Here is a 12,069-nt window from a genome sequence, read left to right on the forward strand (position 1 = left end):
AGGGAACCTCCTCGGGTCAGATTACGAGAAAATTCCACTTCTAAACAGCGCTGATTTTCGGGGGGATTACCCTTCCAGCCCAACTTGCCATCCGGCACCCGATACAGTTCCCCAAGCACCTGGGCCGCCAGGATGACCTCGCGCCCGTCGATCGCAGGAAGCAGCTGATGCGCGGCCTCGCAATGCTGAGCATCGCCTGCGCCTTCCGACTGAACACCGGCAACTACCGTTCCATCACCCGCGCGGGGTTCCCAACAACCGTTGCCCCAGGCGGCACGGACTTCGTCACTACCGCCCCCATCCCAACCACCGCACCGCGGCCGATGACCAACGGCGCGCCGGGCTTGCCCTGGCGCAGGATAGCCCCGGTACCGATGTAGGCGTGATCCTCTACCACGACGTTGCCGTTGCAGCGCACCGCCGGGGCGAAGGTGACGAAGTCGCCAATCACGCAGTCGTGCTCCATATAGCTGTACAGGTTCGCGTGGAAATGGCGGCCGATGCGGATATTCGATGTGAGTGTCACGAAGGGCGACAGAATCGCGCCGTCGCCTATCGCAACATCATCCATCACCATGCACTGCGCGGCCCGCACCGTCCAGGCCCCCACGCCCGCCTGCGCAAGCCGCGCCGCCAAACGCTCCCGCACGGCTCCATCGGCAATCGCCAGCACAGCAAAGCGTTCACCCGCCGGCTCGGAGAGAAATGCGTCGAAATCCAGCACTCGGTGCCCATTGGCAGTCGATTGGGTAAAACCGTCGTCCACAAACACCAACCGCTCAGCCGAAAGACCGGCCTCCTCAAGCATCGCCCTCGCTAGAGGCATGACGCCCCGACCGCATCCCGCGGCCCCATAAACCGCGTAAAGCGGCTTGTCCATCAGAGGGAACCCCCTGAATCGCTGCCGGTGAAGCGCGGCATCGTCGCTTCTCCCTCCGCACTGATCCCGTCGCGCTTGAGCACGCGCCACAGCGTCAGCCACAGAATCTTAAGGTCCAGCCAGAAGCTCTGGTTGTCCACGTACCAAACATCCAGCGCGAACTTCTCTTCCCAGCTCAACGCATTGCGCCCGTTAACCTGCGCCCAGCCGGTGATGCCCGGTCGGACTTCGTGCCGGCGCGCCTGCTCGGGCGTGTACAGCGGCAGGTACTCCATCAGCAACGGCCGGGGCCCCACCAGGCTCATGTCGCCCCGCAGCACATTCCACAGCTCCGGCAGTTCGTCGAGACTCGTGGATCGCAGAAAGGCCCCGAATCGCGTCAACCGATCGGCGTCTGGAAGCAACTCGCCGTCCGCGCCACGCTCATCGTTCATGGTGCGAAATTTAAGCATCCGGAACGGCTGTCCGTGGAGCCCGGGACGGATCTGCGCGAAAAGCATTGGCCGGCCATGCCGAGCAAGCAGGCCAATCGCGATCATCAAAATGACCGGCGATAGCAAAATCAATGCGATGAACGCACCCAGAACATCCATTGCGCGTTTGGCTAGTCGCGAACCGCTGCTGAGACAAGTCCCAACATTGCCCGGCCTAACCATGGTCGATTCCTGGTCGCGGCAGCATCAGAGGATTGGCAGCTCGTTGCGTTTCCCGGACGCCGCCGCACTCGAAGCTCTGCGCGACGCAGCAGATGAATCCGGTGAAGCAACAACCTCATCCAGGATTCTCGCCAGCTTCTCGGCAAGCGACTTGAACGCGTGATTCTTGGTGACGTACGCCCGCCCCGCAGCGCCCATAGGCTTTCTTTCTTCAGCCCCCATATTCACAATTTTCACGATCGCGTTAGCCAAGGCGCGAGGGTCCGCAGGAGGGACGCTGATGCCTGCACCGCTATCTTCAATAGGATTATTAGATGACGTGCCTCCAAAAATGATAGGCCGGCTCGCCGCCATATAATCAAAAATCTTATTCAGGCTTATACCGTAACAATAGAGGGTTGGAACACTAATAAGATTAACGATAAATGCGTCAGCTTCACTCGCCAAGCGAGGTATTTCGGCCTTTGGAACCGCCTCTTCAAAGTGCACTCTCCGCAACCCGAGTTCATGCGCAAGCTCGTGCAACGCCAACTTCAGGGGCCCATCACCAATCATACGCAGGCGAACATGCTGCATATCCGCTCGCTGCTCCACCAAGGCCATGGCCCGCAGGATATTATCCAGACCATTAGCCTGCCCGTGCGCACCGAAATACATCAGGGTGAACCTGCCATCTTCGGATGGTGGCTGCGGTTTCGGATAGCCTTCAAGCTCAACGCCATTGGGAAGCCACTCAATCTTTTTCTCCGGAATGCCCAACGGTGCGATGTAGCGATCCGCATGCGGAAGAAGCACCAGAATACGGTCAGCTTTCTCGTATAGGGATAGCTCCAACTTTCCAAGGGCGCGCGCAACGACTCCATTGGCGGAGATCCTACCCATGTCAATGAGCGTTTGCGGCCACAAATCACGGACTTCAAACAGGAAAGGAACACCATGGCGTTCAGCAAGGCGAGCACCCGCCCACGCCGCCAGCGGATGCACGCTGGAGCCGATTACCGCATCGGGCTTCGGGAGATCACGCGTTGTGCCCGGGGCTAATGCACGCCATGTATAGGACAGCATGTTGCGTATGCGACCAAGGCCGTTTCCTCTGTAATCGGGCGTCCGCACCCAAACGAAGCGAAAGCCGTCGTACTCTTCTATTGCACGCTTGCCGGTCTCCTGATTGCGTTGGCGCCCACTCTTATGGTCCGTGCTTGCTGCTATGACGGTTGTTTCCCAACCGTGGCGAACCAAATGCTTCGCAAGGCTATAGTGTCGGCTTCCGCCTGCACTGCCGGGAATCTGCCCGTAGTGGTTGAGTACCCAAAGATGCCTCACTGGATTGCCCCCTGAACGAGCCTATCCCTTAAGCGCGACGCAGATTTACCGTCGCCATACGGCGCAACCGGCCACCCCCAGACACCACGCGCCGATGCGATCGCATCCGCAACCGACTGAGCATCGTGCGGCGGAGCCAACCGATTCCAGCCTGCGTCCACCAACTCCACCCACTCGGTCTCGTCGCGCACCGTCACGCACGGCACGCCGTGGAAGTAGGCCTCCTTCTGCACGCCGCCGGAGTCGGTCACGATAACCGCCGCGTCCTGTTCCAGCGCGACCATGTCGAGGTACCCAACCGGGTCGATTAGCGTCAGCCGCTCTTGCAACGTCTTCAGCGGCCCCGCCTTTTCCAGGGCGAGCAAGGTACGCTGATGTACGGGCCAGACGAAATCTAGCCCCTCGGCCACCATGCACAGCCCGTCGACGATGTTGGCCAGGCGCTCGGGCGCATCGGCGTTTTCGGCACGGTGGATAGTGACTAGCCCATACGCGCCACGTCCCAGCCCCACCGTCTCCAACACATGGCTGCGCTGCTTGGCGTGAGCGCCATGGTGCAGGGCAACGTCATACATCACGTCTCTCACCTGATGGATTTGCTCCGCCGACGCGTCCTCTGCCAGCAGGTTATCCGTGGCCAACTGCGTGGGCGTGAACAGCCAGTGCGAAATGCGGTCGGCGAGGATGCGATTGACTTCCTCCGGCGTGCGCCGGTTATGGCTGCGAAGCCCAGCTTCCACGTGCGCAACGGGAATGTGCAACTTGGCCGCCGCCAGCGCACCAGCGAGCGTGGAGTTTGTGTCGCCGTAGATGAGCACGGCGTCTAGTCGCTCATCCAGCATGACCTGCTCCACCGCCCCCAGCATCCGGCCGGTCATCGCGCCGTGCGTGCCGCTGTGAATGTTAAGCGACACTGCCGGCGGCGCCATGCCCAGCTCAGCAAAGAATCACGTCCGATATGTTGGCGTCGAAGTGCTGACCGGTGTGAATCACGGATTCGCACAGACCCTCGGTGTGCGTGATGGCGTGGGAGACGACGCTGGCTTTGACGAACTGCGGACGAGCGCCAATGACCGTGGAAATCTTCATGGCGGTTGATCGTCTCAGGCCGAAACGGTAGTGCTGGGAAGTAGGCGTTCATACAGCGCGATGAGCTTCTTCGCTTCCGTCTCCCAATTGTATTTCTCGACCACCGCCATGCGGCCGCGCTGACCCATCTTCTCGGCTTCCTCAGGGTGCTCCAAAATCCACTGCATGGCATCGGCAACAGCCTTCGGATCCAGCGGATCTACAAGCAACCCGCAACGCGAGTCCTCGATGATCTGCCGCCAAAGCGGAAAATCCGACGCAATTACCGGCAACCCGGCCGCCATGTACTCGAACATTTTGACTGGATAAGCGTCTTCATATCGACCATTGGGGTGCAGAACTACCAAGCCCGCCCGAACATTCGCCAGAATACCTGACAGCTCTTTCCGAGATGTCCAACCATGGAAATGCGTTGCACTCCACCCATCCGATGCTGCCGCGCGCGTCTTTAAGGAGTCAGGAATGAACGCCCCTGCCAACTCCAACCTTGCACCGCCCCGTCCGTTAACCAACGCTACTGCTTCCAAAATCTGAAAGATTCCCCGCTCTTCTGAGATACCCCCTACGTACGCAAAGGCCTTCGGACGCTGGGCATAAGCCATGGCTTCCGGCACTACCAACTCGTCCAGCAGCGGGAAGTTCTGAACCACTATCGTTTTCGCTGCCGGAAAATGGCCCGCAATCTTCGGCGTTGCGGGCACGATGGCATCGAAAGCTCTGCCTGCAACCCACTCTATGCATGCCGCACCCCGCGCAACAATCGGGCGCACCCACTTGGGGATCCAGTGTTTGGTGCGGATTTGGCGCCGCAGGTCTTCATGCACGTCGTAGATCACTTTGATGCGGGAAAGCTTCAATGCCACGCCCACTGGTATCAATTCGGGATCGTGAAAATGGGCCAAGGTTGGCTTCGCTTTCCGTACGGCGCGATACATGCGCCATGCGCCCTGCGTAGCGCGACGCAGACGTCCGCCCGAGACTTTTCCGACACCCACAGTCCGCACGTGATGAGTAACGCAATCCTCCCGTCCATCCTGTACGAACAGTGAAATGCTCATGTCACTGGCTTTCGCAAGTGTCTTGCACTGTTTGATCAAAATGCGCGTGTCGGTCCGTTGATGAACCGTCGTCATATGAACAACTTTCATTACATCGACTCACTGCCTAGCGCATATCGCTTACGACGCGATGTCGGTTCCTGCTTCTCGACGCGCATGGCAACAAGCAAAAGCATGCAAAAGAAAAAGAATAAGCGGTTGGTGCCCAAGTCGCCGGAGAACTGCATCATTGTGAGTTGGGCCAACACCAGCGCGGCACAGGTCGTGGCCAGCGGGCCCGCGGAGCGAATGCGGGTCCGGCTTGCGACGATACGTACAACTGGGACGAGCATAGCAAGAAATGCGACCAACCCGACTAGTCCGAGCTCGCTGAGTAGTTCCAAGAACACGTTGTGAGCATGCCGATACTGCGTGGTCTCAGCATGAAACTGAAATGCCCCCCAGCCCGAACCAATAACTGGATGTTCTGCGAAAATGCGTGCTGCGTCTGCGTAAATCTCGGGGCGGTCGCTCAATTCCGCTAGCTGTCCGATATTGAAAGTTGCGACCTGCGTTGAGAAATCGACAAATCGGTTGACGCCACTCGATTCCAACAGATCAAAACGCCCTAAGAGGAAAGCCACGGCTACTGCCACGAACCCTATCAACAGGAATACGCGCCAACGTTGACCAGAGCGCTTACTCCGGACCGTAGCCGGTGACATAAAGCCAAGATAAGCAATAACAACCGTGATTGCGACGAGTGCCTGCCGAGCGCCACCGGTGAACAGGGATACGCCGGACACTGCGGCGCACGTAAGCAGCACTAATCGACCCATCTTGGAACCGGACGCAAAAGCTAATCCGAGCGCGGTGGTCGCCGCGTAACATGACATCCGTGACAACCATTGGTAGCTTCCCTCGCCACCGCCGAGGACGTCGCGTTTCACGTCCGGGTCATTTCCTAGCAGGACCACCGCGCCGCACAATACCCCTAGCGAGATTGTAAGAAGGAAGAAGCCGCGCAGGCGCGAAGTGCTGGTGATTAGCACTGGTGCGGCGAACACGCCGAGACCGCCGACAAAGACTAACTGCAGGAACTTCTTCCGCGCATCATCGCCGCCTTCGCCAACCAGATAGCCCAACAGAGCGACGATTGAAAAAACGGCGAATCCGGTGATGAAATGTCGGCTAGACCGACTCAGATAGATCGGTCGAACGACAAGCCCGAACGCGACAAGCGCCGCGACTATTACGAAACCGACGACAGTGAGGTCGCCGGGTCCCGACAACAACTGAGCGGCCTTCAGGAACCCCGAAAAGAGAAAGAACGCAAGCAAAACATCGCGCGGCAGGAGGCCGAAATCTCGGGCGGTCATCATGAATCCTCAGGGCCGAGAATAGTCCGCCAACTCCAGAAGGAGCCGGCGTTTTGTGCCGCTGTCCAGTTCGGAGTTGTGCCACAAGAATGAGAAGCAGCCGTTGACACGTCGGCACGCATCCACTAGCTGGCGGAGCATTTGAATGCGCCTCTCTGCGGCACCTTCGTAGTATTGGTCGGATAGAAGCGATACGTCCATGGCGACGAGCGGTGTCAGTTGGATCGGCACCGACGTATCGTCAACCGGATCGTAAGCCTCGTACTCGAAACACGTACCACACCTGAACCCTGGCGCTTCCGCGTAGCCGAGCGTGTAATCGTGCGTCACTCCAGCCGCAGAGAGATTTCGAAGCGTGTCCGGATGTCGCCAACGCAAGTAATGCATGCGAGAGTGAATCTCGTCGACATCAAAGGTGTGCCGAAACCGATCAACTTCGGCAGCCAACTTCTCGACACTGTCGAAGGTACCGTAGCTTGGATGGATACCTACGTCGTGCCCACGCTCGCGGATTGACGAAACGAGTGCGACGATAGCTGAGTCCTCAAGCGAGTAGTCACCGTCAAACTGAGGACTAGTTACTCCCGCCAGGAAGAAGAACCTAGCCTTCCAGCCACCCGCATCTGCCCGATCCATCAGCAGGTCGAATGTGTTGTAGGGATCGCAGGAATGCAGATGCGCACGCGAGGCCCAGGAAAGCGGCGCAGCGAGCGCACTCTCCCAGCGACGATGAATGAGATCACCGGCGACACGTCGGCATGCAGCCCCCAGACCGACGAACGCATAGCGACTCGGACGATCGACATCATGGCCCTGCGCCACTCGATAGGGGTGAGAGCAGAGTGCGAGGTCCGGCCAAACGCGTTGCGCCGCAGCACGGAACACCTGTAGCCATTCGTCAACAATCGGCCGGTCTAGATATCCGTGCTGCCAAGCATGGGACGCTTTCGCTGGGAAACGGCCGTGCTTATCGACCTCGTCCCTCGAGACTTCTTCGGCTCGAGAGAGGATCCACCACGTCATTGTCAGCAGATCAAAGTGGAGAACCGCGCCGTCGCGATCGACAGAAACAAGCTCACCTGAGACTGCCGGTGCACCGGGGGCCGGGATTGGTGTGTCGAACGGGAAATCGACACCGATTTGGTTCACGTCAAACCATTGGCATCTCACATTAGACGATCCGATTGGGTACGCAGAACTCAGGACCGGCATTCTTATCGCGCTAGGTCTGTCCTCGACGCGAATCTCCCAAGTGTTCGCCGTACGCTCTACAGCAAAGTCCGCAGCGAAACGGTGCGTAAGTAAACGTCTAAACCATTCGATGCGCGGCAACGTACTCACGTCGCCCACTTCATGACGGAATACTTCGAGAGCGTGTCTGCCATAGCAGCTGCCGAACCAGAAAACTCAGCGCTGGCTATGGCGTCGACGTCAGAGGCGCGCGACTGGGCAGGCGGTGCCGATCTTTTCGAGATCATAGCTCGGCCAATTCGATTGATCGGCAACCCCGCTGCAGCCAGTGCGTGGCGAAGCGGCGCCGAGCGACGAACGAACCGTTCACTTAACTTCGACAAGAAATTCGGCTCTACGACGTAAGAGTTATTTTCGCGGGACATCGAAATCGGATGCCGCTCGACCCCAAGGAACCGCCAGAGCGCCTCTAGTGTCTCTCCGGGTCGACGAACGAGGTCTGCGTAATCGATCAGGGCGAGATTGCGAGCGGGGACAAGCTGTTCGATATGCGGAAGATACAGACCATAGTCATACAGAAGGTCGTAACGGAAAAGGAATCGATTTCGGCATCCCGGTGGAAATCCGCGACCGACACGCCGTTCATCCAGAAGCTTCCAGCAGTCCGCAAAGGACTCGGAAACCTCACGCATACGTAGATCGTGATACTTTAGACGTTGCATATGCATCGACTTCGCCGCGTCCAGAGGATCTCTGAGCGTTAAGACGAATTTCGCATTCGCATTTAAGGCGAGAATATCTTGCAGCGAACTCGCCGCATACATATTAAAGACGCTGCCATCAACGCGGTATCTGGATCTCGCTGCTGAGTTCGAATCGAAGTAACGGAGATACTGGTCGAGCGTGCGGACTTGTGCGTCTTCCGGAAAGTCGTAGAACGTGCGCGCATCGAAGTAGCGAATCTCTTTCTTCGGGACATAGATCTCCGGGTGCCGAGACAGCGCCTCGACTAGCGCAGTGGTCCCACACTTCGGTGCGCCGATGACAAAAAGGTTCGGGATGCAACTCACGCCAGCCTTCCTTAACGCACAAAGACTTTTCTTGCGAAGGTTTTAATGTAGCTGCCCAGCCTGCGAGGTCGAACATACAAGAGCGAGCGAGCGATCCAACCCATTTGTGCGGGATAGGTAGGCGCCAGATCCGCCTCTTTCAGACAGAGCACGAAAGTTCGCCACGCTCGCAAAGATGGCGACATCAAGTGCCAATGCTTATCCAGTTCGGCCCAGCCACCTACGAGATTCTTACGTGTCGTAGTTATTCTCACCAGTCCGTGCCGCTGGTGGTGTGCTGCAAGGTAACTATCCAGTAGAACGGCCGGTCCGAAAGCCTCGACCAGCCGCACGAACAAGTCTCGGCCCTGTGACGAAACGAGATTTTCATCAAAACCGCCGACCTGCCTTAGTCGTTCGGTGGTGACCATGATGCATGAAGGGCTGAGTCTCCCATTATTGAAAAAAATGTCGTCCAGCCCAACTTCGATCAATCGCCCCGACCCTTGCCGCTCCCGGCGTCGCGCTGTCGCGACTCCGAGCACCTCAAATCCATCGACGCGACGAGAGCGGCATCCGACGATTGAGTATCGATCTGCGAGTGGAATCTGCGTAGCCACCTTTTCAGGCAGCCACTCGTCGTCATCGTCGAGGAAACAGACGTAGCGGCCAGTCGCGACGGCCAGCGCGACGTTGCGGATCGTAGCGGCGCCGATGTTCTCTTCGCGACGCACGTACCGGATTCTCGTGTCCTCTGCGATCCATTCTCGAACCGCATCGGCGGTCCCGTCGCTCGAAGCATCGTCGGCAACGATAATTTCCATTGCCCGGTGTGTCTGCCTCCTCACTGACCCTACTGCGCGTTCAAGAAGCTCGCGTCGATTGTGTGTTGGAATGATGACCGTTACCAGAGGTTCGGTGGCACCCTCTGCTCTCCCCGTCATGCACTTACCTGCTTTGTGGCGCGATATCGGACATGCAGCTGGGTGTGCGTTCCCCGTTGCCCAGAGGGATTGCGAAGTATCTCGGCCACGTAACCAAATTGATTGAGGAACTCATCTAATTGTTCGTGGGACTCGCCACGCTCTTGTAACTGCCTGCGATGTACTTCGATGTACAGGGAGGGCTGATGTTCGCGTAGAGTACGCTCCATTCCTCGCAATGCAGCCAATTCATGGCCTTCTATGTCGATCAAGACCATTGACGGGGACGGCAAATTCCACTCGCGAACAAATTCGTCAAGCACAACGGTGCGAATTTGTTCGCCGGATCCACTAGCGGAAACATGATGCGTACCCCCACCGGCACAGTTGCCCGACACGGCAACTGCTAGCTGCGCTGTACGTGCTTTGTCACTAACGCCGTATGGAAATCCGATTACGCCCTTGACATCGTTGCGTTCGATATTTTTCTCGAGTTCCAGAAAGTTAGCGTGTTGCGGTTCAAACGCGATGACGCTGGCGTCTGAGTTCGCCTTGGCCGCAAGTAACGCGTAGAAGCCAACGTGCGCCCCAACATCATAGACAACGCGCGCCGTGCGCGCTTCCTTAAGAAACTCGGTCGTAAACCGCCCTTCGCGATACTTGAACTCAATCGCCCTGCGATAGGCTCCCAGAGTAGCGACCCCAACACGGAAATTTACATCCTCAAGCCCAACAAGCTTCCCACTCGGATTCAGCATCGGGGCTAATCCGCGATACAGGAGCCCCACAATGGATCTTACTAGACCGGGTGTTCGACTCCACAGCTCAACCAGCTTCCGCATATATATCTCTCCTGTAATCTAGGGCGCTCCCGGATGCAATTTTCTGCGCCAGCAGTACTGTTGCCAAATAAATAAGAGAGGAACTGCCTGAGTAGAGCCAGAAAGCCACCCACACGTTGCCCGCCAGATGACCAACCCAGAACGACGCCATGACAAGTGCCATGTGGGAAAGTTGGAGAATCAGCATCTTCCACTGCTCCCCAAAGACCATGAATACATAGGCCACGGGCGCTGCCATCATCCGGAAGATCAGTGCCGGTAGCAGGATCTGCGCGATGACACCGGACGTACCGAAGTCTGAACCAAATATCCAGGCGAAAAGCTGCGGCCCCCAGACCAGTACTACGCCCGAAACCGGGACCATTATCACAGCCATCATCGCGAAGATGACGTACATCTCGCGCGACAACGAACCGCCGCCAGTTCTTCCTACGAGCCGGCGATGGAAAACGTGCCCGACATTAGTAGCGAGTAGATGCATAGGCTGGTTCATTGCCCGCCGAGCAACCGAAAAGAAGCCGGCCAACGCCGGTCCGGAGAAGGCTGCCAAGAAAAATATCGGGATCTCGGGCGATAGCTTGCTCGTCAAGCCGTGCGGAAGTGTAAACGCGGGAAATTTCCAATGGCGCCGCAGCGCACCGAAGAATTCCACAACAGAGGCGGTCCTCAGCGCGTCCGAGAGCGCGCGCCCGGTAAAAGATAGAATCAGTAGGACACCGGCAATTTTCGCCGCACCAAAGAAAAAGATCAGATGATGCTCCGACGGTTCGATAGACATCGCTGGAATTAATAGGGGCCCACCGTTTGCCACTAGCGAAATCGCGACCAATGAACCCGTGATCGCCCCGTAAGCACTGCTGCGATTGGCCCACTTCGTAGCGACGCTAAACATCGACTGCACTACCGTGAGAGCAGCGATGCCCAAAGCCAGTGCGGGTGCCCTTGGGTCGAGCATGCGCAGTATGTCACTACCAACGAGCGCAACCATGGCAGTAATCGCCCCGAATCCAAGCCCGAGCCCAGCGGCCGCTCCGATGACAATCGCGGCTTCGCGTTCGTCCTTCGGGTTCATGACGGCAAACTCGTACCTGCCAGTTGCGAGTACCGAGAGGACAGTTGAAGCCGATACCGAAACCGCGAACAGGCCAAGTTCGACGGCTGAATAGTACCGGGTGATCACGACCATTGCCGCCAACGCAATGCCCTGACTAATCACGCTCCCCGACAACAGTTTTGCAAGTGACTGCGTATAGCCGCTACTGACGACGCGTCTAGCCTTCATTAGGTGGTAAATCAGTTGCAAGTGCGCGCGATACGTGCTCCGCCACGGGAGGTTGCACGTCTTTATGGAGATACAGGTGCATTAGTAGGCTTATGTTCAGGGTCGTAGATTTGGCCGCCTCCAGCATTCACTCCGCGCAGCACAGGTGGTGATTGGCGGACTGCTCGTTCGGCGGCATGGGAATGCACTGCATTGGGGATACCTGCTTCCTTCAAGCTAACCTGGATGCCTTCGCGGGCTGTCCGGGTGACTATTTACCGCGCGAAGACGCTGGGGCGACATCCTCGTTGCTCGTAGCGCTGGATGCCACACTCATGCATTAGATAGCTATAACGTCGATCGACAGTTCTTCCAAATCAAAGTGGCAACCCTTGGTCAGCACGGAAACGCTGCAATCATAGCAATTGCCGGGCGGCGA

10 protein-coding genes and 1 pseudogene are annotated in these 12,069 nt (G+C 57.8%); all 11 read right to left on the minus strand.

The genetic code is table 11. The annotated features are described in order from the left end of the window. Positions 1-223 precede the first annotated feature (223 nt). A complete protein-coding gene (locus RM532_RS15520) occupies positions 224-880 on the minus strand; it encodes an acetyltransferase (RefSeq protein WP_311654251.1) in 657 nt (218 codons plus the stop codon). After that, positions 880-1,473: a sugar transferase gene (locus tag RM532_RS15525; protein ID WP_311654252.1), complete on the minus strand. Its 594-nt coding sequence runs from the start codon at positions 1,471-1,473 to the stop codon at positions 880-882. The genes RM532_RS15520 and RM532_RS15525 overlap by 1 nt, the downstream gene beginning before the upstream one ends. A gap of 87 nt (positions 1,474-1,560) precedes the next feature. After that, a complete protein-coding gene (locus RM532_RS15530) occupies positions 1,561-2,859 on the minus strand; it encodes a glycosyltransferase family 4 protein (protein ID WP_311654253.1) in 1,299 nt (432 codons plus the stop codon). Further along, positions 2,856-3,948, minus strand: a pseudogene (gene wecB / locus RM532_RS15535) (non-hydrolyzing UDP-N-acetylglucosamine 2-epimerase). Before wecB ends, RM532_RS15530 begins: the two are co-directional and overlap by 4 nt. Positions 3,949-3,962: 14 nt before the next feature. Then, complete coding sequence (locus RM532_RS15545) at positions 3,963-5,096, minus strand: glycosyltransferase family 4 protein (protein ID WP_311654256.1); 1,134 nt, start codon at positions 5,094-5,096, stop codon at positions 3,963-3,965. After that, positions 5,096-6,367 carry an O-antigen ligase family protein gene (locus RM532_RS15550; protein WP_311654257.1) on the minus strand — a complete coding sequence of 424 codons (1,272 nt, stop codon included), beginning with the start codon at positions 6,365-6,367 and terminating at the stop codon, positions 5,096-5,098. Before RM532_RS15550 ends, RM532_RS15545 begins: the two co-directional genes overlap by 1 nt. Positions 6,368-6,373: 6 nt before the next feature. Continuing rightward, positions 6,374-7,513, minus strand: coding sequence for a polysaccharide deacetylase family protein (locus RM532_RS15555; protein ID WP_311654258.1), 1,140 nt, complete (start codon positions 7,511-7,513; stop codon positions 6,374-6,376). A 188-nt stretch (positions 7,514-7,701) separates the two neighbouring features. Further along, positions 7,702-8,625 (minus strand): sulfotransferase family protein, encoded by a 924-nt coding sequence (locus RM532_RS15560; protein ID WP_311654259.1) that lies wholly within the window; start codon positions 8,623-8,625, stop codon positions 7,702-7,704. A gap of 11 nt (positions 8,626-8,636) precedes the next feature. Next, on the minus strand, positions 8,637-9,548 hold the full coding sequence (locus tag RM532_RS15565) for a glycosyltransferase family 2 protein (protein WP_311654260.1): 912 nt from the start codon (positions 9,546-9,548) through the stop codon (positions 8,637-8,639). Further along, the gene (locus RM532_RS15570) at positions 9,545-10,285 is read right to left on the minus strand and encodes an FkbM family methyltransferase (protein WP_311654261.1); all 741 of its coding nucleotides are present in this window, start codon (positions 10,283-10,285) and stop codon (positions 9,545-9,547) included. Before RM532_RS15570 ends, RM532_RS15565 begins: the two co-directional genes overlap by 4 nt. 67 nt (positions 10,286-10,352) lie before the next feature. Then, on the minus strand, positions 10,353-11,672 hold the full coding sequence (locus RM532_RS15575; protein WP_311654262.1) for a lipopolysaccharide biosynthesis protein: 1,320 nt from the start codon (positions 11,670-11,672) through the stop codon (positions 10,353-10,355). Positions 11,673-12,069 lie beyond the last annotated feature (397 nt).

The organism is Spectribacter hydrogenoxidans, assembly GCF_031846275.1.
GTDB classification, from domain to species: Bacteria; Pseudomonadota; Gammaproteobacteria; order Nevskiales; family Salinisphaeraceae; genus Spectribacter; species Spectribacter hydrogenoxidans.

Coding starts and splice junctions, on each gene's coding strand:
- RM532_RS15520 (WP_311654251.1), bottom strand. CDS start 880: ATGGACAAGCCGCTTTACGCGGTTTATGGGGCCGCGGGATGCGGTCGG.
- RM532_RS15525 (WP_311654252.1), bottom strand. CDS start 1,473: ATGGATGTTCTGGGTGCGTTCATCGCATTGATTTTGCTATCGCCGGTC.
- RM532_RS15545 (WP_311654256.1), bottom strand. CDS start 5,096: ATGAAAGTTGTTCATATGACGACGGTTCATCAACGGACCGACACGCGC.
- RM532_RS15550 (WP_311654257.1), bottom strand. CDS start 6,367: ATGATGACCGCCCGAGATTTCGGCCTCCTGCCGCGCGATGTTTTGCTT.
- RM532_RS15565 (WP_311654260.1), bottom strand. CDS start 9,548: ATGACGGGGAGAGCAGAGGGTGCCACCGAACCTCTGGTAACGGTCATC.
- RM532_RS15570 (WP_311654261.1), bottom strand. CDS start 10,285: ATGCTGAATCCGAGTGGGAAGCTTGTTGGGCTTGAGGATGTAAATTTC.